This window comes from Nocardia implantans, from assembly GCF_035544775.1.
In the GTDB taxonomy this organism is placed as follows: Bacteria; Actinomycetota; Actinomycetes; order Mycobacteriales; family Mycobacteriaceae; genus Nocardia; species Nocardia implantans.
Map to the genome: position 1 here is coordinate 318,668 of NZ_JAYKYQ010000002.1, position 19,055 is coordinate 337,722.

The 19,055-nt window shown below is 70.0% G+C and carries 18 protein-coding genes; 8 read left to right on the plus strand and 10 right to left on the minus strand.

From position 1 onward, the window contains the following. The first annotated feature begins 151 nt into the window (after nt 1-151). The 6 genes from U3653_RS05680 to U3653_RS05705 all read left to right on the plus strand — a co-directional run bounded on the left by U3653_RS05680 (nt 152) and on the right by U3653_RS05705 (nt 7,862). Nucleotides 152-3,412, plus strand: a complete 3,261-nt coding sequence (locus tag U3653_RS05680) for a translation initiation factor IF-2 N-terminal domain-containing protein (RefSeq protein WP_323123918.1) — start codon at nt 152-154, stop codon at nt 3,410-3,412. A gap of 330 nt (nt 3,413-3,742) precedes the next feature. Continuing rightward, complete coding sequence (gene rplU / locus U3653_RS05685; RefSeq protein ID WP_039796660.1) at nt 3,743-4,054, plus strand: 50S ribosomal protein L21; 312 nt, start codon at nt 3,743-3,745, stop codon at nt 4,052-4,054. Nucleotides 4,055-4,076: 22 nt separating this feature from the next. Then, nucleotides 4,077-4,343: a 50S ribosomal protein L27 gene (gene rpmA, locus U3653_RS05690; RefSeq protein ID WP_195077549.1), complete on the plus strand. Its 267-nt coding sequence runs from the start codon at nt 4,077-4,079 to the stop codon at nt 4,341-4,343. A 121-nt stretch (nt 4,344-4,464) separates the two neighbouring features. After that, nucleotides 4,465-5,919: a GTPase ObgE gene (gene obgE / locus U3653_RS05695; protein ID WP_195077550.1), complete on the plus strand. Its 1,455-nt coding sequence runs from the start codon at nt 4,465-4,467 to the stop codon at nt 5,917-5,919. A gap of 131 nt (nt 5,920-6,050) precedes the next feature. After that, nucleotides 6,051-7,193 carry a glutamate 5-kinase gene (gene proB / locus U3653_RS05700; protein ID WP_397069921.1) on the plus strand — a complete coding sequence of 381 codons (1,143 nt, stop codon included), beginning with the start codon at nt 6,051-6,053 and terminating at the stop codon, nt 7,191-7,193. Nucleotides 7,194-7,346: 153 nt separating this feature from the next. Then, complete coding sequence (locus tag U3653_RS05705) at nt 7,347-7,862, plus strand: hypothetical protein (RefSeq protein ID WP_195077551.1); 516 nt, start codon at nt 7,347-7,349, stop codon at nt 7,860-7,862. A 169-nt stretch (nt 7,863-8,031) separates the two neighbouring features. Here U3653_RS05705 and U3653_RS05710 read toward each other — a convergent pair whose 3' ends face one another. The 3 genes from U3653_RS05710 to U3653_RS05720 form a co-directional block, all read right to left on the minus strand. Continuing rightward, nucleotides 8,032-9,342 carry a superantigen-like protein SSL4 gene (locus U3653_RS05710; RefSeq protein ID WP_323123917.1) on the minus strand — a complete coding sequence of 437 codons (1,311 nt, stop codon included), beginning with the start codon at nt 9,340-9,342 and terminating at the stop codon, nt 8,032-8,034. Beyond that, entirely contained in the window at nt 9,339-9,713 is a 375-nt protein-coding gene (locus tag U3653_RS05715; protein ID WP_195077552.1) for a hypothetical protein, read from the minus strand. Before U3653_RS05715 ends, U3653_RS05710 begins: the two co-directional genes overlap by 4 nt. A gap of 93 nt (nt 9,714-9,806) precedes the next feature. After that, complete coding sequence (locus tag U3653_RS05720) at nt 9,807-10,511, minus strand: ESX secretion-associated protein EspG (protein WP_195077553.1); 705 nt, start codon at nt 10,509-10,511, stop codon at nt 9,807-9,809. 240 nt (nt 10,512-10,751) lie between these two features. Between U3653_RS05720 and U3653_RS05725 the strand changes: the two genes are divergently transcribed. Then, nucleotides 10,752-11,102, plus strand: a complete 351-nt coding sequence (locus U3653_RS05725) for a hypothetical protein (RefSeq protein ID WP_195077554.1) — start codon at nt 10,752-10,754, stop codon at nt 11,100-11,102. 34 nt (nt 11,103-11,136) lie between these two features. Here U3653_RS05725 and U3653_RS05730 read toward each other — a convergent pair whose 3' ends face one another. The 6 genes from U3653_RS05730 to U3653_RS05755 form a co-directional block, all read right to left on the minus strand. After that, complete coding sequence (locus U3653_RS05730) at nt 11,137-12,231, minus strand: methyltransferase (RefSeq protein ID WP_323123916.1); 1,095 nt, start codon at nt 12,229-12,231, stop codon at nt 11,137-11,139. Nucleotides 12,232-12,271: 40 nt separating this feature from the next. Then, the gene (locus U3653_RS05735) at nt 12,272-13,054 is read right to left on the minus strand and encodes a MerR family transcriptional regulator (RefSeq protein ID WP_195077555.1); all 783 of its coding nucleotides are present in this window, start codon (nt 13,052-13,054) and stop codon (nt 12,272-12,274) included. 93 nt (nt 13,055-13,147) lie between these two features. Beyond that, on the minus strand, nt 13,148-14,653 hold the full coding sequence (locus U3653_RS05740) for a flavin-containing monooxygenase (protein ID WP_195077556.1): 1,506 nt from the start codon (nt 14,651-14,653) through the stop codon (nt 13,148-13,150). A gap of 11 nt (nt 14,654-14,664) precedes the next feature. Then, nucleotides 14,665-15,594 carry a ferritin-like domain-containing protein gene (locus U3653_RS05745; protein WP_397069926.1) on the minus strand — a complete coding sequence of 310 codons (930 nt, stop codon included), beginning with the start codon at nt 15,592-15,594 and terminating at the stop codon, nt 14,665-14,667. A 1-nt stretch (nt 15,595) separates the two neighbouring features. Continuing rightward, nucleotides 15,596-16,498 (minus strand): SDR family NAD(P)-dependent oxidoreductase, encoded by a 903-nt coding sequence (locus U3653_RS05750; protein ID WP_195077557.1) that lies wholly within the window; start codon nt 16,496-16,498, stop codon nt 15,596-15,598. 1 nt (nt 16,499) lies between these two features. Continuing rightward, nucleotides 16,500-17,486 carry an alpha/beta hydrolase gene (locus U3653_RS05755; RefSeq protein ID WP_195077558.1) on the minus strand — a complete coding sequence of 329 codons (987 nt, stop codon included), beginning with the start codon at nt 17,484-17,486 and terminating at the stop codon, nt 16,500-16,502. 232 nt (nt 17,487-17,718) lie between these two features. Here U3653_RS05755 and U3653_RS05760 point away from each other — a divergent pair, with 232 nt between their 5' ends. Further along, on the plus strand, nt 17,719-18,060 hold the full coding sequence (locus U3653_RS05760) for a GrpB family protein (RefSeq protein WP_323123915.1): 342 nt from the start codon (nt 17,719-17,721) through the stop codon (nt 18,058-18,060). A gap of 35 nt (nt 18,061-18,095) precedes the next feature. On the opposite strand, the gene U3653_RS05765 is transcribed toward U3653_RS05760, so the two are convergent. Then, nucleotides 18,096-19,046, minus strand: coding sequence for a D-isomer specific 2-hydroxyacid dehydrogenase family protein (locus U3653_RS05765; protein WP_195077559.1), 951 nt, complete (start codon nt 19,044-19,046; stop codon nt 18,096-18,098). Nucleotides 19,047-19,055: the final 9 nt, after the last annotated feature.

Sequence of the window (19,055 nt, forward strand, 5' to 3'; positions counted from 1 at the left end):
CCGACCGACGCACAACCGAGGAGATAACCGGGCACGCGGGGCGAGACCACTGATCTCGCGCCCACCGGGTGTGAGTCGAACGGACAGCGCCCCCGCGTCGGCCGCGTCACTCCCGCCGGGAGGGACGCGCCCGGGGGCCCGAGGAGACTTCGTGGCCGATCAAGAGCCGCTGGAAACAACATCACAGGATGCCGAACAATTGCCGGAGCGAATCCGAGTTCACGCACTCGCCAAGCTGCTGGGGGTAACGAGCAAGCGCATCCTGGCCAAGCTGACCGAGATGGGGGCGGACGCGCGCAGCGCCCAGTCGAACGTCGACCGGGCCGTCGCGGAGTCGGTGCGCGACGCCTTGGTGACGGTCGAGGCCGACGCCGCGACCGAGCAGCCCGCCGCAGGGCCGCAAGACGCCGCCGCGCCCGCGCAACCCCAGGAGGACGCGCCCACGCGGACGGCGCCCGCCGCCGAACAACCGGCGCCTCGGGCCGAAGAGCCCGAACCGGGCCGTGACGGTCCCTTCTCCGGTGCGGGCGTCATCTTCTCCGCACCGGACACGCCGTCCACCACGCAGCCGCCGCTCGGCGCCACCCCCAGCCACACGCAGCTGTTCACGCACTCGGTGCGGCCGGAACCGGAGCCGGCGGCCCCCGCGGTGTTCGAGTCCGCCGCCGTCGTGCAGGCGCCGCTGTTCCTGTCACCGGATGCCGCGGCCGCCGAGCAGGCGCGCAAGCAGCGCCGCGCCGAGCGGGAGGCGCGCCGCACCGAGGAGCAGGCGCCCGAGCCCGTCGAGGACGAGACCGAGGTCGCCGAGGACGAACGCGAGTCGGCCGATCAGCAGGATGATGCCGAGGGCCAGCCGAGGCGCAGGCGCCGCGGCCGCCGGGGGCGTGGCCGCGGCCGGGGCGAGCAGCAGTCCGAGACCGACGGCGATGGCGAGGACACCGAGTCCGAGACCGACGAGGAGTCGGCTCCCGCGCCCGCGGAGCAGGCCGAGTCCGCCGCGGCGGAGTCCACGGAGGCCGCCGAGGGCGATGGCGAGGACGAGGACGGCGTGCCGGAAGGTTCCAGCCGTCGTCGCCGTCGCCGTCGTCGCCGCAAGGTGGCCGGTGAATCGGGCGAGAACGAGTCCGCCGACGACGACCCGCCGAACACGGTCGTGCACGAGCGCGAGCCGCGCAACAAGAGCCGCAGCCGGGCCGCGGTCGACGAGGTCCAGGGCATCACCGGCTCCACCCGGCTGGAGGCGAAGCGGCAGCGCAGACGGGACGGACGCGAGGCCGGCCGTCGCCGTCCGCCGATCCTGACCGAGTCGGAGTTCCTGGCCCGGCGCGAAGCCGTCGACCGGGTGATGGTCGTGCGCGAGAAGTCCTTCCCGGACCACCCCACCGCGACGCAGGTGGCGGTGCTCGAGGACAACGTCCTGGTCGAGCATTTCGTGACGAGCACCGGCTCCGCGTCCATGGTGGGCAACGTCTACCTGGGCAAGGTGCAGAACGTGCTGCCCAGCATGGAGGCCGCGTTCGTCGACATCGGCCGCGGCCGCAACGGCGTGCTGTACGCGGGCGAGGTCAACTGGGAGGCCGCCGGGCTCGGCGGCAAGGAGCGCAAGATCGAGCAGGCGCTCAAGCCGGGCGACCAAGTGCTGGTGCAGGTGAGCAAGGACCCGGTCGGCCACAAGGGCGCCCGGCTGACCACGCAGATCAGCCTGGCCGGACGTTTCCTGGTGTACGTGCCGGGCGGCACCTCCACCGGGATCAGCCGCAAGCTGCCGGACACCGAGCGCAAGCGCCTCAAGGAGATCCTGCGTGACATCGTGCCCGCCGACGCGGGCGTGATCATCCGCACCGCCTCCGAAGGCGTCAGCGAGACCGAACTGGCCCGCGACGTGGAGCGGCTGCAGGCGACCTGGCGCAAAATCCAGGAGCAGACCGGCAAGGACAACAACGCGCCCAAGACGCTCTACGAAGAGCCCGATCTGCTGGTCAAGGTCATCCGTGACCTGTTCAACGAGGACTTCTCCAAGCTGGTCATCGAGGGTGACCGGGCCTGGAGCACGGTGGAGAAGTACATCGGCACCGTGGCGCCGGACCTGCTGGCCAGGGTCTCTCGGCACGACAACAACGGCGTCGACGTGTTCGAGACCTACCGGATCGACGAGCAGCTGGCCAAGGCGCTCGATCGCAAGGTGTGGCTGCCTTCCGGCGGCACCCTGGTGATCGACCGCACCGAGGCCATGACGGTGATCGACGTGAACACCGGCAAGTTCACCGGCGCGGGCGGCAGCAATCTGGAGGAGACGGTCACCAGGAACAACCTGGAGGCGGCCGAGGAGATCGTGCGCCAGATGCGGCTGCGCGACATCGGCGGCATGATCGTCGTCGACTTCATCGACATGGTGCTCGAGTCCAACCGCGACCTGGTGCTGCGCCGCCTGACCGAGGCGCTCGGCCGGGACCGCACCCGCCACCAGGTCTCCGAGGTCACCTCGCTCGGCCTGGTCCAGATGACCCGCAAGAAGCTGGGCACCGGCCTGGTCGAGGCGTTCTCCACCACCTGCGAGCACTGCCACGGACGCGGCATCCTCGTGCACAGCTACCCGGTGGAGACCGGTTCCGGCGAAGAGCCCGCAGGGCGCACCCGCGAGAGCGGTTCGCGCAGGCGTCGTGGCCGGGACAAGGGTGCGGCCGCGGCGCCGCAGCCCGCCAACGGGTCCGGTCCCGCCGCCGAGCACACCGAGGACGACGCGGCCGTCAAGCGGGCGCACCCGGTGGCGCTGGCGATGGCGGCGCACCAGCCCGACGACACCGAGCAGGCGCCGGGGACGGCCGGCGATACCTTCGCCGAGCCGCAGGTCGCGGGGGCGGGCGAGGCCGCCGTCGCCGACGCGGCCACCGAGGAGCGAGTCGTCACGGAGACCGTGGAGGCCGCGGTGGCGGTGCCCGCCGGGGAACCGGAGACCGAGCCCGCCGAAGTGGTCGAGGTCGTCGAGGAAGTCGAGAAGACCGAGGCGGTGCCGGCGGAAGAGCCCGTCTCCGCGGGCGAGGCCGACGCGGAACCCGCCGGTGCGGTTGTCCCGGCCGCCGAGCCCGTAGCGGTGTCCGCTCCGGTCGCCGAACCCGAGCCGGTCGCCGAAACCGCGGCGGCCGCCGAGCCCGTCGCGACGACCGAGAACGGTGCCACCGCCAACGGTGCCGCCGAGCCGAGCCGTCCGGCTCGTCGCCGGAGGGTTGCCCGTTCGGCCGCCGCGCCCGCCGCGGACAGCTCCGGCGCGGTGTTCGTGCTGCCCACCGGAGAGCAGGCGCCCGCGCCGGCGATCGACTACTCCCAGCCGGAGCCGGTCGAATTGCCGCAGCGCAGCAGGCCGCGCAGGCGGTCGGTCGGTCGCCCGGCAGGCGCGCCGGACGCCTCGAACTGAGGTCTGGCCGCCGTCCCGTGGCCCTCGCCGGTCCTTCCGGCGGGGGCCACGGGCGTCCGGGCAGCGAATCCGCGGCACGACCGCAGTGCTCGGGCGGACGCCGGTTTGGTCGTCACGGTGGCCGTCCTGTAATCTTGGACAGTCGCTGCCCGGTGACAACATGTTTTGTCTTCGTGGCCCGGTTCTCGACAGTGCGATACCGAGAGCCACCAGATGCCGAGGCGGTGGCGATTACCAGACCAGTCGTGTGGCGGTTTCCGGTGGCATCAGACCGGAGGAGTCGCCGCGTGAGCAAGTGCCGAGCACTATAGGAAGAAGGGCAGCCGACCGATGGCAACGTACGCGATCGTCAAGACCGGCGGAAAGCAGTACAAGGTCGCGGTCGGTGACCTGGTGAAGGTCGAGAAGATCGAGGGTGCGCCGGGTACCGCCGTGGCGCTGGATCCGGTTCTCGTCGTCGATGGCGCCGAGCTGACCACCGATGCCGACAAGCTGGCCAAGGTCTCCGTGGCCGCCGAGGTGGTCGAGCAGACCAAGGGCCCGAAGATCCGCATCCACAAGTTCAAGAACAAGACCGGCTACCACAAGCGCCAGGGTCACCGTCAGCCGCTGACGGTCCTGAAGGTCACCGGCATCAAGTAAGACATCCCGAGGAGAACCAGCCATGGCACACAAGAAGGGTGCGTCCAGTTCCCGGAACGGACGCGATTCCAACGCCCAGCGACTCGGCGTCAAGCGCTTCGGCGGCCAGACGGTCAAGGCGGGCGAGATCCTAGTGCGTCAGCGCGGCACCCACTTCCACCCCGGCGTGAACGTCGGCCGTGGCGGTGACGACACCCTGTTCGCCCTGGCGGCGGGCGCGGTGGAGTTCGGCACCAAGCGCGGACGCAAGACCGTCAACATCGTCACCCCGGAGCCGGTTCAGGCCTGACCGCCGAACCATATCCGGATAGACAGCGAGCGGGTCAGGGTCTCGGAACCCTGGCCCGTTTTTCGTGTTCGCGAACGACCGCTCTCAGTACGACCAGTCCCGAAGGAGGATGATTCGGCGTATGTCCAAGTTCATCGACCGTGTCGTGCTACATGTGCGTGCGGGCAAAGGCGGCCACGGCTGCGCTTCGGTGCACCGCGAGAAGTTCAAGCCGCTCGGCGGCCCGGACGGCGGCAACGGCGGCAACGGTGGAGACGTCATCCTCGAGGTCGACTCCAACGTGCACACGCTGCTGGACTTCCACTTTCACCCCCACGCGAAGGCCGGCAACGGCAAGCCGGGTGAAGGCGGCAACCGCGACGGCAAACAGGGCGCCGACCTGGTGCTGAAGGTGCCCGACGGCACCGTGGTGCTCGACGACGACGGCAAAGTGCTCGTCGACCTGGTCGGCACCGGCAACCGCTTCATCGTCGCCCGCGGCGGCCGCGGCGGGCTCGGCAACGCCGCGCTGGCGTCGAAGGCCCGCAAGGCCCCGGGTTTCGCGCTGCTCGGCGAGGACGGCGAAGAACTCGACTTGGTGCTCGAACTGAAATCGGTCGCCGACGTCGGGCTCGTCGGCTTCCCTTCGGCGGGCAAGTCCTCGCTGGTCTCGGTGCTCTCGGCGGCCAAGCCGAAGATCGCGGACTACCCGTTCACCACGCTGGTGCCCAATCTCGGCGTCGTCGCCAGCGGTGAGACCACCTTCACGATCGCCGATGTGCCGGGACTGATCCCGGGTGCCAGCGAGGGCCGCGGCCTCGGGCTGGACTTCCTGCGGCACTTGGAGCGCTGCGCGGTGCTCGCCCATGTGGTGGACTGCGCGACGCTGGAGCCGGGCCGCGATCCCGTGTCCGACGTCGACGCGCTCGAGGCCGAACTCGCCGCCTACCAGCCCGCGCTCAGCGCGGACGCAGGGCTCGGCGACCTGGCCGACCGCCCCCGCGTGGTGATCTTGAACAAGATCGATGTGCCCGACGCGGCCGAACTGGCCGAGATGGTGACCCCGGAGTTCACCGCACGCGGTTGGCCGGTGTTCGAGATCTCCGCCGTGAGCCGGGCGGGTTTGCGCCCGTTGACCTTCGCTCTCGCGGACCTGGTGCGCCGCTACCGCGAAGAGCATCCGAAGGCCGCGCCGAAGCGCCCGGTCATTCGCCCGATCGCGGTGGACGACACCGGATTCAGCGTGATCGCCGACCCGGAGGAGCCGGGCGGCTTCATCGTGCGCGGCACCCGGCCGGAGCGGTGGGTGCGGCAGACCCAGTTCGACAACGACGAGGCCGTGGGTTACCTGGCCGACCGTCTCGCGCGCTTGGGCGTGGAAGACGAGCTGGTGCGGCAGGGCGCGGAGCCGGGAGCGCCGGTGACCATCGGCGACGTGACGTTCGACTGGGAGCCGCAGATCTCGGCGGGCATCGACATGGTGCCCACCGGGCGCGGCACCGACATCCGGCTCGAGCAGACCGACCGGGTCAGCGCGGCCGAGCGCAAGCACGCGTCCCGGGTGCGCCGCGGCCTGGTACGCGAAGACGAGGAGTAGGACGTGGACCACGGTCGAGCCGCCGTGCGCCCCTGGTGGGCGCCGGACTCGATCGTGCGCGGTCCGGTCCAGGCCGGGACAACCGCCCCGGCCGACGTGGATTCGATGGTGGTGCAGGGAGTTCGGTGGCGATGCAGGTGAGGTCTATCAGCGCCGAGGCGGATTCCTCGGGCCTGAGCGAGGCGCGGCAGGCGATCGCGGCGGCGCGACGGGTCGTGGTGAAGATCGGCTCGTCCGCGCTGACCAGCCTGAAGGGCGGACTGGACACCGCGCGGCTGGATCGGCTGGCCGACGCGGTGGAGGCGCGGATGCGCGCCGGATCCGATGTGGTGGTGGTCTCCTCGGGCGCCATCGGCGCAGGCATCGCGCCGCTGGGCTTGACCAGCCGTCCGCGTGACCTGGCGACCAAGCAGGCGGCGGCGAGCGTCGGGCAGCTGGCCCTCGCGCACGCCTGGGGCACGTCGTTCGCCCGCTACGACCGCACGGTGGGGCAGGTGCTGCTGAGCGCCGACGACTTCGCCCGGCGCGAGCACCACCGCAACGCGCAGCGCACCCTCGATCGCCTGCGCTCGCTCGGCGCGATCGCGGTGGTGAACGAGAACGACACGGTCGCGACGGAGGAGATCCGCTTCGGCGACAACGACCGGCTCGCCGCGCTGGTCGCCCACCTCATCGGCGCCGACGCGCTGGTGCTGCTGTCGGATGTGGATGGCCTCTACGACGGCGACCCCCGCAAGGGCGCGGCCACGCTGATCCCCGAGGTGCGCAGCAGCGCCGATCTGGACGGCGTCATCGCGGGCAGCGGTGGCGCGCTCGGCACCGGCGGCATGGCGTCCAAGCTGTCGGCGGCGCGCCTGGCCGCGGACGCGGGCGTGCCGGTCCTGCTCGCCGCCGCGTCGTCGGCCGCCACCGCGCTGAGCACCGGCACCGTCGGGACCGCGTTCGCCGCCCGCCCGGTACGGTTGTCCGCCCGGAAATTCTGGGTCCGGCACGCCGCCGACAGCCGTGGCACGCTGCTCATCGATGACGGCGCGGTCCAGGCGGTGGCGCACCGGCGCCGGTCGCTGCTCGCGGCCGGGATCGTCGGCGTCCGCGGCCGCTTCTACGGCGGTGACGTGGTGGACCTGGTTGCCCCGGACGGCCGCGTCGTCGCCAGGGGCGTCGTCGAGTACGACAGCACCGAACTGGCGGGCATGCTCGGCCGCTCCACCGCCGAACTCCCCGACACGATGCAACGTCCCGTCATCCACGCCGACGACCTCGTGAAGGTCTGAGCACGCGCCGTTCGAGTCGGCGCCCGATGCGCTACGTCCCGGAGCTCCGATCACCGCGAGGCATGGCTGCTGAAGCCCTCCGTATCTCGGGGGCAGTCGCACCGACCGCTGCCAGCCGAACGCAGTACGACGTGGTCGGGCATCATGGCCGGCATGCACGATTGGCCCGCACCCGACTCCGGAGAGGTCCCGACCCCGGAATTGGTCGCAGCGTGGGTAGCGCTCGACACCATCCCGTCCGAACGAATCCCACTCTGGGCAGCGCAGTGGCTGATTCAGGGGTACGACGGTGAAACGCTCAGAGAATTGGCTGGGTTGAGTGGCACGGATCCTCATGAGGTCCACGACATACTGCCCGCGGCGCTGGCCGACTGCGGCGCAGCCATCCCGGACTCGGACGCAGCCGCGGCCCAGGTGGCGTTCACCAAACTCGCACGCATGCACGCCGACAACCGAGCCACCGAGAGATGGGTCCTGGGCAAGGTTTACGAGATCGTCGCCCGGTCCGGCTATGCCGACAGCGTCCTCGCACTTCCACTCGGCCGGATATTCGATCTCGAAGACGAGTGGGGAGCGGGCTGGGGTCGATCGGAACAGCAACTCGCATACGAGATACAGAACGCATGCAGAACCCAACTCGCCACGAGTCGCCCAGCACACGACCACTAGGCCGTTCGACCCCCTCACGGTGTCCTGCGCAACATGATCAGGCGTATGCAGCCGAGAGGTGCGGCGCTGTCGTGGCGATCGGAGTGGTCCGACCGCCACGAGTGCTGCTGACGAGTCCGAGGTCGCCAGGACGCGCCTCGCGTTGCGGCGGAAGATCCGGTGCGGGGCGTCAGGATGGGACGACGCCGGGTTGGTTGGTGGTCGGGATCTGCTGTTGGCTGCCGTCCACCGGTCCCGTGACTCCGGGTTGGCCGTTCGGGTCGGGCATCGGCACGGAGGGTGCCGGAGGCGGCGCGGGCTGCGGGCTCGGCGGCGGTGCCTGAGGCGGTTGGGGGGCCTGGGGCGCTGGCGGCGCGGATGAGCTCGGTGGTTCGGGGGCCGGCGGTGGGCTCGGTGGCGCAGGTGGCGCGGATGAGCTCGGTGGTTCCGGGGCCGGAGGCGGGGGTGGTGGCGCGGATGAGCTCGGTGGTTCCGGGGCCGGAGGCGGGGGTGGTGGCGCGGACGAGCTCGGCGGCTGCGTCGGTTCCGGGGTCGCAGGCGCTGCCGGGGCGGATGAACTGGGTGGTTGCGTCGGCTCGGTGGTCGGCGGCGGGGGAGGGGCCGACGAACTCGGCGGTTGCGTGGGCGCCGGGGACTGTGGCGCCGGAGTGGGGCTCGGCGGCGCGGTTGTGGACGGCGCCTGCTGTGTCGACTCCGGTGACGGTGTGGGCTGTTCGGTGGACGGCGCTTGCTGCGTCGGAGCCTGCTGGGCAGGCGGTGCGGAAGGAGTCTGCTGCGATTCCGGCTTCGGCTGTGTGGGTGGCGACGAATTGTGTGATGGCCCCGGCGTTTCCGGACCGGAAGGCTCGGGCTGCGTTGCGCGCGGCGACCATTCGTCGTTCGGTGATGTCTGCTCGGGCGCCGAGTATCGCGGCGTGCCGGGCGAGGCGGACTGCGGCGCCGTGGCCGCGGGCGGTGCGGGCAGCGCGGGCACGGCGGATCCCGCCGCGGAATAGGCTGGTTTGTAGACCATGTTCATCGTGAGCACGGCCTCTTGGCGCAGCGCCTCCTGCGCCATCTGCGCGTCGATGACGTGCGCCGCCTCCAGCAGTTGCGCGATCGCGCCGACCGGTCCGGAAGCGCCCGGCGGAACCACCGCGAGTTTCACCGCCTCGGCGGCCGCGGCGACCCCGCCGAGCCGTGCGCCCACTTGACCGAGCACCGCGGCCAGCTCGTCGGCCGACGCCGCGAAACTGCGAGCGCAGGCCTGGGCGGCGTCGGCGGCGGCGCCCCGCCACTCGGCCGTGTTCATCACGCGGTCGACGCCGCCGTGGGTGAGCGGGAACGACGTGGCGAGCGCGCCGGCCGCGTCGAGCCAGATCGTCGAGGCGCGCAGCACCTGCGCGGCGTCGATCTGCTGCGCCTTCGCGTAGATCTCCTCGTGCCGCAGCGACTCGAAATGTTCCATCGAGTTGATGTAGGTGGGATCGGAACCGGTCATCGGGGCAACCTCGTCCGGACCGCGCGCAGAGCGGCGGCACTCGCCGCGTCGGCCTCTTCGAACAGTCCTCCGCTGATCAGGAACGCTTCCTTCATGCGGTAGGCCGCCTCGATGTAGTGATCGAGCAGCGCCGCCGCGTCCCGCGCTTTATGGCTGAAACCCGCCTGCAACTGCTGGGCGGAGACGAACCCGCCGAAACCGCCGAGTTCCGCGGCGGATTCGAGGCTCTGCTGTAGGTGGATCAGCCGATCGGCCTGCCGTTCGTACATCTCGGCGCACTGCCGAGCCGCCGCCGGATCGAACTGGACGGTCCCGGCCTGCGCGGCCTCCTTGAATCGGGCGATATCGGCTCGGCTGTTCTCGATCGTCATCGCTCACCCCTGAGATCGGTCGGTCCGCCCCAGACTAACCGGAAGCCCTGTGCGGGGTCAGCAATAGGCACCGGCCGCGGTCACGAAAGTGAGCTATATCGGTATGCGCTTTTGCAATTGGGTGGCGATCTGCTCGGCCGACGCGGGCGCGATGCGCACTTCGTCGCCCGCCTTGATCAGGTATCTTCCGTCGTCACGCACATCGATCCAGGTGTAGTGGATCGGTGGAGGCGGGGTCGGGCGATCCAGCCGCGGTTCGATCCTGATGTGGCCCTCGGCGGTATGCGGCTCCAGCAGCAACTTGCGGATCCGTGGCGCCGCCTGCTGTCGTGCGGGCACGGTCTCCTGATCGCGCACCGCGGCTCCGGACGCGACACGAGCGGGTTCGCGGCCCGCGGGGGTCTTCGGCAGCAGCGCCGCGATCCGCCGGCCCAGTTTGGCGCTGTGTCCGATCGAAATACGCACGCGTCCACCGAAATCGGGGCTCGTTCCGGGTTCCTGCACCGCGAGCACGGCGCGGTCGTAGATGGTGGCGGCCAGCAGCCGCAGTTCGCCCCCCGGCTGGTGGGTGCCGCCGATCGCCACGATCCTGGTGTGCGGCCTGGCCAGAATGCGCAGGCAGGCCGACAAGTCGGGATCGGAGCCGAGCGGCAGCCGCTCGGCCAGAGTGATGCGCAGCTTTTCGGCGTCGTCCTCGGTTCTGGGCGTTTCCAGGATGCGCAGCGGGAAGGGGTGGCGGTCCAAGTCGGTCTCGCGCCATATGTGGGCGAACTCGTCCGGAGTGAAGGTCCATTCCACGGCCGAATCACATCCTCACCGAACCCGCCAATGCTGCTCGTAGCCTAGCGTTTCCGACGCCGGACGGGGGAAGTCCCGCGCGGGGACCCCGGCGCCCCGCCGGACGCGTCCGGCATCCGGCCTGAAAAACCCTGGTTTCGCGACGGTGTCGTGCTCGACCCTCCCCTTCTGTTCTGCTGAAATAAGAGAAAGGCACGGCAACGACCGGGTAGGAATGCGATCTGCCGAGGAGGGATTGCGGTGCACACCATGAAGCGGCAGCTGGGCGCGGGAGCCGTTCTGTCTTTCCTGGCCGGTGGCCTCGTCTGCGCTGGAGCCGGGCCCGCCGCAGCGGAACCCGGCGGCTGCTATGTCGACCGTGGCGTCACCGATGCGGCCGCGTTGTGCCACAGCGGTGAAGGGGCGTCGGTGCTCGAGGCCGAATGCCTCGGCTTCTTCCTGCCGTCGGAGCGGTCCACGCCGGTGTTCGGCTACTACAGCGGCTTCGAGTCGCGACAGACGCCGGTCGGCAAGCCGATGCGCGTCACCTGTGTCTCCGAGGGCGCCGTGGGGATCGCCACGCTCGCGTTCATCGTCCCCGCGACGTCGTAACACCGCGAATCGGCGCCGACCGGGATCGCGGCGGTCAGCTCGGCCTGGCCTCGAGCACGTTGTCGGGGGAAGCCGTCGGCACGCGCCGGATCAGCGTGAATCCGTGCCCGGCGAGGAAGTCGCGGTACTCGGCCTCGGTGCGTTCCCGTCCGCCCGCGTTGACCAGCATCTCCAAGTCGATGTACTTGCTCGGATGCGGTGCGGTGTGTTCGGGGACGACCAATTCCACGAGCAGCAACCGCGCGTGCGGTGGCATGGCCGCGCGCACGGTACGCAGGATGCGCCCGGCGTCCGGCTCGGCCCAGTCGTGCAGGATGTGCTTGAGGATGTAGGCGTCCGCTCCCTTCGGAACGCGGTCGAAGAAGGAGCCGGCTTCCACCGCGCAGCGATCGGCCAGGCCGAGGGCGGCGAGCCGGGCCGGGGCCGCGGCCACCACTTCGGGCAGGTCGAACAGGATGCCGCGCGACCGGGGAGCGCGGCGCAGGATTTCGGTGAGCAGCGAACCCTCGCCGCCGCCGACGTCGACCAGGGTCTCGTAGCGGCCGAAATCGTAGGCGGCCAGCAGCGATTCCATCGACAGGGTACCGATGCTGCTCATCGCCCGGTCGAACAGTTCGCCGAGTTCCCGGTCGTGCTGGACGTATTCGAAGAACGGCATCCCGTCGAGTTTCACGCCGACCGGTTCACCGGTGCGCACGGCGTCGACCAGGTGCGTCCAATGGTTGCGGTGGCCGGGCGAACCGAAGAACAGCACCGCGTCGCGCAACGACACGTCCGAGTCGCGGCACAGGGCGCGCGCCATCGGCGTCAGCGCGTACCGCCCGTCGCGCCGCTGGGTGAAGATGCCGTGGCTGATCAGCAGCCGCAGCAACCGTCGCAGCGCGTCTTCGTCGGCGCCGACCGCCGCCGCGAGGTCCGCACCCCGCCGCGGCCCCGCCGCGAGCGCGTCGGCCACGCCGAGCGCCGCGGCGGCGTGGATGGCCTGCGTGATCCAGCCGGCGGCGATCAGCTCCATCAGCGCGAGGTGCCCCGGCACCAGCTTGCGGAACGCGACGGCCATGGCGGCGCGCACCGATTCGACGGCCCGTACCAGCGGCAGTGGCGGAATTCTCGGTCGATCGGACGCCACGGCGACTCCATCCGTCGAAGGTAGGCACTCTGCGCTTCGTCTAGGAGGGTACGTCGCGGCCGGATTCGCTGCGCTGTTTGTCGCGCTCGGCGGCGGTGGCGAGATAGTCGCCGAGTTCGCGGCGCAGCGTGACGTCCAGCGAGCGGGCGAGCGTGGCGTGCACCGAGGCCACCGCCAGCTCGCGCATCTTGTTGAGCATCGTTGTGGTCTCGGCGATCTCGCTGCTGGTGTCGGGCATCCAGCCGGGGCCGTGCTCGTCGATGATGTGCTGTTTGGCGGCGGTGATCATGATGTGCGTGATGTCATCGATCCGGTCGGCCACCTTGGCATAGATCTCGATGAGCGTGCGCAGCTCGAGGCCGTACTCGTGCAGTTCGGCGAACGAGGTGAGCAACTGGGTCTCGGTGAACACGACCGTGTCGCCCTCCAGCCGGACCAGCCGCATCTCGCGCAGCCGGTCCACCAGCTCGTCGGCCTCGGCGCCGAGGATGGTGCCGATCAACTCGCGCGGCACCTCGAAGGTCTCGTCCTTGGCCCAGGACGCCGTCACGGCGTGTTGCAGGCCCAGCACCTCGGTCAGGTCCTTGCCGGTCTCCCAGCTGGTGATGAAGTCGGCGATGTGCGCGGTGGTGAAGCCGCGCTGCAGCAGCGCGTCGATCAAGCGCAGCCGCTCGAGGTGGGCGTCGTCGTAGATGCTGGCCCTGCCGTCCTTGCCGACCGGCGGCGGCAGCAGCCCGCGCTCCTGGTAGGCGCGCACGTTGCGGGTGGTGGTGCCCGCGGCGCGCGCGAGGTCATCGATCCGGTACTCCGGCGTCGACCTCACCTCCCTCGCTGACCACGGCGCCGATGACCGGCGGCGCGCCGTAGAACTCCCTGCGGACCGAGTCTATCGTCCGCGCCGCCGGTGTTCCGGCACCTAGGAAACCGGCGCCACTCGTTGTCGCCGCTGGTCGGCGGTCGATTCGACCACCAGGTAGTCGTCGAGATCGACCTTGCGCAGCTGATGGACGTACTGGGTGGCGAAGCCCGGGTACATGGTCGCGTTGAAGCCGTCCTCGGTGAGATACCAGCTGCGGCATCCCGAGTTCCAGGTGGTGGCCGACAACTTGCGCTGGATGGCGGCGTTGTAGCGGTCCTGCCGGTCGCGCCGCACGTCCAGCATGCGCAGGTTCCGGTCCAGGATGATGCCGATCGCGCCGACGAGGTAGTCGATCTGGGCTTCCATGTACACCAGTGCCGAGTTGTGTCCCGGGCCGGAGTTGGGTCCGAACGTGAGATAGAGGTTGGGATAACCGGAGACCGCGACGCTCTTGTAGGCGTAGGCCCCGCGCGCCCATTCGTCCGCGAGAATCCGGCCGTCGCGTCCCACCACGGGAACGGGCGTCCCGGTCTTGGAGACGTCGAACCCGGTCGCGAAGACGATGCAGTCCGCTTGGTGCTCGATACCTTCGGCGGTGCGGATGCCGTGCTCGGAGATGCGGGCGATCGGCCAGGTGATCAGCTTGCAGTTGTCCCGTTGCAGGGCGGGGTAGTAGTCGTCGGTCATCAGCAGGCGTTTGCAGCCCGCCCGGAAGTCGGGGGTGAGCTGGCGGCGCAGCCACGGATCCTTGACCTGCCTGCGCAACTGGGCTTTGCCGACCAGTTCGACCACCCTGGTCAGCGGCGTGTTCCAGACCACGCCCAGCGCCACCGACTCGTGGCCGTAGAACCAGGCGCGCCGCGCCAGCTGCTCGGCGGCGGGCACCCGGCGGTAGAGCTCTTTGGTCAAGCCGTTGGTCTGCCGGTCGACCCGTGGCAGCACCCAGCCGGGCGTGCGCTGGAAAACCTTCACCGAGGCGGCCTTCTCCACCAGCTCCGGGATGATCTGGACCGCGCTGGCCCCGGTGCCGACGACGGCGACGCGTTTGCCGGTGAAGTCGTAGTCGTGATCCCAGCGGGCACTGTGGATCTTGTGGCCTTTGTAGGTCTCGATCCCGCGGATGTCCGGGAAACTGGCGTTGGCCAGCGGGCCGGACGCCAGCACGACGGTGCGGGCGAGGATCGGCTCCGCGTGGCCGTCGACCGCGATCTCCCAGACTCCCGCCCGCTCGTCGAACACCATGCCGGAAACGTTGTGTCCGAGCCGGATGTGCGGACCGAGCCGGAACTGCGCTGCCATCGTCTCGATGTAGCCGAGGATCTCGTTGCTGCCGGAGTAGGTGCGCGACCAGTTCGGGTTCGGCGCGAAACTGTAGGAGTACAGCCGCGACGGAATGTCGCATGCCGCACCGGGATAGGTGTTGTCGCGCCAGGTGCCGCCGATCGCGGCGCCGCGTTCGAGGATCGCGAAATCGCGGATCCCGCGTTGCTTCAGCCGGATGGCCGTGCCGATTCCGGCGAACCCGCCGCCGATGACGGCGACGTCGAGGGTGTGCGTGCTCATCGGATTCCCTGTCATGCGGCGGGCTCGTAGGTCAGTTCCTTCGACCACGTGGGGTTGTTGCGCAGCAGCGTCTTCGGCACCAACCCGGTGATCTTCACCAGCGCGTCGGCCACCAGGTGATACGGGTGTCCGCGGTCGATCACCCAGCTGCCGTGCATCTTCACGATCTGGTACATCGGCAGCCTGCGGGCGAACTCGCTGCGCTCGCCCACGTTCGCGTACCGCTTGAGCGCCCCGTAGAGCTTCTCCTCGTCCACGCCCATCGCGACGATGTTGTCGCGCATCTTGTTCAGCAGCGGGACGTAACTCAGCACGCCGATGATCAGCGACGGCTTGGCCCAGCCGCCGACCAGGTCGATGAGCAGCTTGCGCATTTCCGCGTGGCCGAGCAGGTCCATCACGGCGAAGTCGACGGCGAGGTGGCGGGATTCGTCGGAGTTGATCTTCTTGAACGCCTCCTGGCAGACCGGGTCCTCGATCTCGTCCATGATGAACTTGATCAGCGCGCCGTCGAGCGCGACCTCGAGCATCGGGATGACCGTGCCGAGGAACGACAGCGACATGTCGTCGGAGTACTTGTCCAGGAAGTCGATCACCAGCTTGACGTTGACGTTCGGCTGCGGGATCTCGTCACCCTCCAGCATGCCCCACCGGCGCATCAGCGCCAGCTCGGCGTTCGCGTGCTTCTGCTCCTCGGCATGGAAATAGCGGTAGATCTCGCGCAGCGTCTCGTTCGGCGCCTTCTTGGCCATCGCCGCGAAGCCGCGCGCGCCCACGTTCTCGATCCACATCAGATCGGCCATGAACGGCTTGAGCTTGGCGTGCAGTTCCGGCGTGATCGTCTCGGCGCCGGGAGCGTCCCAGTCGATGTCGGCCAGCGCCCACTGGCGGTCCTTGATCTTGCGGAGCATGTCCTCGAAGTCCATCGCGATGGCGGCCATGTCAGACTCCTGTCTTGTCGGTGACCGACGTGCGGTCGGCGGGGCTCGAGTCGTCCTGGGGCAGCAGCCGCTCCAAGAGCCCGAGGGCGAAGGTGTACTGCGCGGGGAAGTACCGCTTGAGCAGCCAGACGACGTGCGCGTCCACCTGGGGGAGCACGTAGAGCTGCCCGCGGTCGTGCGCGTCCAGCGCGGTGCGCGCGACGCGCTCGGGGGAGAAACCGGTCCAGCGCATGAGGAAGTCGGCCAGCTGCGCCGAGGCCTCGGTGATCCGGCCGTCACGGGCGACGTTGGTGCGGACGAACGTCGGGCACAGAACCGTGACCGCGACGCCGGAGCCGCTCAGTTCGGCCGCCATGGTCTCCGACAGCGACAGCACGCCCGCCTTGGACACGTTGTAGGCGGCCATAGAGGGGGCCGCGGCGAATCCGGCGGCCGAGGCGACGTTGATGATGCCGCCGCGCCCGGCGGCGCGCAGAAGCGGGGCGAAGACTTCGCAGCCGTGCACCACGCCCCACAGATTGATGCCGAGGGCCCACTGCCAATCGTCGAAACCGATGTTCCCCACCGGTTTTCCGCCGATGCCGACGCCCGCGTTGTTGATCACCAAGCTGACCGGGCTCTCGAAGAGGGTTTCGGCGAAGCGGGCGAGCAACTCCACGTCTTCCCGTTGCGCGACGTCGCAGCGGAAGGCGTGCGCGGCGCCGGGGTGATCGCGTTCGATCAGGGCGACCGTCTCGTCGGCGCGTGCCTCGTCGATGTCGGCGCAGATCACCCGGCCGCCGCGGGCGGCGATCTCCAGGGCGAACGCGCGGCCGATGCCGCTGCCCGCGCCGGTGACGACGGCTCGCGCGCCGTGCGTGCGCCGGGTGCGGCCCAGGGCCGCCAACTTGTCCAATCCGAACATCTCAGCTCACCTTTTTCGTGCCGGAGGTAGCGACCAGCGCCGCGCGCAGGAAGTCGGCGGCGCGGGCGAGGGCCTGGTCGGCCTCGGGCACCACCATGGGAAGGGCCTGGAAGACGTGCAGTTGTCCGGGCCAGATCTCGAGTTCGCAGCTGCCGCCCGCGCGCCGGACCATCTCGCACAGCGCCTGCGCGTCGGCGCCGAGCATCTCGGTGCCGCCGACCTGCACCAGGATCGGCGGCAGCGCGAGACCGTCCGGGATGGTCAGTCGCAGGCGCGCCGCGTCGGCCGGGTGGCCGCTGGTGTAGGCCGCGGGCAGTCTGCTCGCGGCGGCGGCGGAGATCAGCGGATCGGTCCGGACGCGTTCCCGTTCGGCCGCGAGGCCGAGGGTGAGGTCGAGCAGCGGGGAGAACATCGCCACGGCCGCGGGTTGCGGTCGTCGGTGCCGTCCGTTCTCGACCAGCAGGTCCAGTGCGAGATGACCGCCCGCGGAGTCGCAGGCGATCACCAGGTCGTCCGCGGCGATGCCACGACCGAGCAGCCAGCGGTAGCCCGCCTCGACGTCGTCGGCCGCGGCCGGGAACCGGTGTTCGGGCGCGAGGCGGTAGTCGGTGAGGAAGACGGGGAGCCCGGTCTTGGCCGACAGCCGGGCGGCGAGCCCGCGATGGGTGCGCGCCGAGCAGATCACGTATCCGCTGCCGTGGATGTAGTAGACGGCCCGCGTTCCGAACGGCACGCCCGCCGCCCGGACCCATTCGCCGCGCACCGCGCCCGACCGGATCTGGGTGACGGAAGTGCCTGCCGGAACGGGACCACCGACGGCCATCAGAGTGGCGATGAGTTTGCGTGCGAACCACACGCCCGGCGCGTTCATCGGAACCGCGCAGTTCAGCGGACGCAGGGTGAGCCTGGTGGCCGCCGCGGTCAGAGTGGCGCGTGCCGAGGGCGCGGTGGGAACACCGGGGACCGAGGTCCTCGTCGACCTTGTCATGCGCTAAGAATCAGTGATGAATGTGCCAGTTGTCAATGGCACATTTATAGAAGGCTGGTTTGTCTCCCGATTTACCGTGGAGGTATGGCCACGTTGGACGACGCCGGCATCGCGGCCGCGACGGTCGGCGCACTGCAGCCCTATGCGGTCACGGTGGTGCTCGAGGAGTACAACCCGGCGTGGCCGGTCTGGTACGCGGAAGAAGAAGCCGCGATACGGGCGGCGCTCGGCGATGACCGACGAGGCCGCCTATCTACCCGCGCTCGAGGCTGCCGGATATGCGTTGCGTATCCGGCAACCGGACTGGTATCAGCATCGCTGTCTCGTGCGCCGTGTGGAAAGCGGTGCGCCATGGAGCGTGAACCTGCACGTGCTCTCGCCGGAATCGGGCGCGCACGAGATCGAGCGGATCCTTGCTTTCCGCGACCGGCTGCGCACACACGATGACGATCGAGCGTTTTACGAGCACGCCAAACGGCGACTGGCGCAGCGTCGATGGAAGCTCGTGCAGCACTATGCCAACGCCAAGAGTGAGGTCATCGAGGAAATCCTGGGGCGGGCACTGTCCGGCTGAGACATTCGGATGCCGCGCCGCCCGAACGGATTGCGTCAGTACCCGAGCGCGGGATCGACCGGCGCGAGGAACGGGCGGCCCTCGATGAAACGCTCGACGTTCGCTTGGACGTGGTCGGCGAAGGCCGCCAAGCGCAGCTGCGGCGGATTCGAATCATGCGGAGTGACAATGGCATTCGGCAGCGACCAGAGTGGATGGCCCGCCGGGAGCGGCTCGGGGTCGGTGACGTCCAGCCCGGCGCCGCCGATCGCGCCCGAGCGCAGCGCGGCCACCAGCGCGTCGGTGTCGATGAGGCTGCCGCGGGCGACGTTGACGATCCAAGAGGACGGCTTGAGCCGCGCGAGTTCGTCCGCGCCGATGAGGTGCCTGGTCTCGGGCGTGGCGGGCGCGGCGACCACCACGTGATCGGTGTGCGGCCAGACCCGGCCGAGATGCTCGGTGGAGATCGTCTCGACCGACGGCGGAATGCCGGGGCCGGTGACCGGCCGTCCGCTACGGTTCACCGCGATGATGTGCGCGCCGAGCGGCGTCAGCATCGGGATCAGCGCCCGGCCGATGCCGCCCGCGCCGACGATCGTCACCGTCTTGCCGCGCAGGGTGTCGACGTGCGGGAAGAAGTCCTGTTGCCGCCAGTCCGCCGCGCGCAGGTGCTCGGGCAGGTAGCGGACGCCCGCGAGCAGCAGCATCAGCGCGTGCTCGGCCACGCTCGCCGCGAAAGCGCCTGCCGCGGAGGTGAACCGGACGCCGGGATGTCTGGCGATGACGCCCGCGGCGAACCATTCCTCGATACCGGCGGCCGGCAGCTGCACCCACTCCACACCGGCGGGCAGCTGCTCCGGGAACTCGCCCGGACCGCCGACCCAGATCAGTCCCCGCGCCTCGTCCGGATCGGAGATGGCGGCGCCCGCCTCGATCACGGCCTTCTCCAGCAACGTGGGAGGAGGATCGATGGGGCTGATCGCGATCGTCACTGCCTGCCGGTTCATGGCTGGACC

What these genes read in the sequence shown, in the direction of transcription:
- U3653_RS05710 (WP_323123917.1), bottom strand. Translation starts at nt 9,342, where the DNA reads ATGACCGGTTCCGATCCCACCTACATCAACTCGATGGAACATTTCGAG.
- proB (WP_397069921.1), top strand. Translation starts at nt 6,051, where the DNA reads ATGCAGGTGAGGTCTATCAGCGCCGAGGCGGATTCCTCGGGCCTGAGC.
- U3653_RS05745 (WP_397069926.1), bottom strand. Translation starts at nt 15,594, where the DNA reads ATGGCCGCCATCGCGATGGACTTCGAGGACATGCTCCGCAAGATCAAG.
- U3653_RS05740 (WP_195077556.1), bottom strand. Translation starts at nt 14,653, where the DNA reads ATGAGCACGCACACCCTCGACGTCGCCGTCATCGGCGGCGGGTTCGCC.
- U3653_RS05705 (WP_195077551.1), top strand. Translation starts at nt 7,347, where the DNA reads ATGCACGATTGGCCCGCACCCGACTCCGGAGAGGTCCCGACCCCGGAA.
- U3653_RS05750 (WP_195077557.1), bottom strand. Translation starts at nt 16,498, where the DNA reads ATGTTCGGATTGGACAAGTTGGCGGCCCTGGGCCGCACCCGGCGCACG.
- U3653_RS05715 (WP_195077552.1), bottom strand. Translation starts at nt 9,713, where the DNA reads ATGACGATCGAGAACAGCCGAGCCGATATCGCCCGATTCAAGGAGGCC.
- U3653_RS05760 (WP_323123915.1), top strand. Translation starts at nt 17,719, where the DNA reads ATGACCGACGAGGCCGCCTATCTACCCGCGCTCGAGGCTGCCGGATAT.
- rplU (WP_039796660.1), top strand. Translation starts at nt 3,743, where the DNA reads ATGGCAACGTACGCGATCGTCAAGACCGGCGGAAAGCAGTACAAGGTC.
- obgE (WP_195077550.1), top strand. Translation starts at nt 4,465, where the DNA reads ATGTCCAAGTTCATCGACCGTGTCGTGCTACATGTGCGTGCGGGCAAA.
- U3653_RS05765 (WP_195077559.1), bottom strand. Translation starts at nt 19,046, where the DNA reads ATGAACCGGCAGGCAGTGACGATCGCGATCAGCCCCATCGATCCTCCT.
- rpmA (WP_195077549.1), top strand. Translation starts at nt 4,077, where the DNA reads ATGGCACACAAGAAGGGTGCGTCCAGTTCCCGGAACGGACGCGATTCC.
- U3653_RS05755 (WP_195077558.1), bottom strand. Translation starts at nt 17,486, where the DNA reads ATGACAAGGTCGACGAGGACCTCGGTCCCCGGTGTTCCCACCGCGCCC.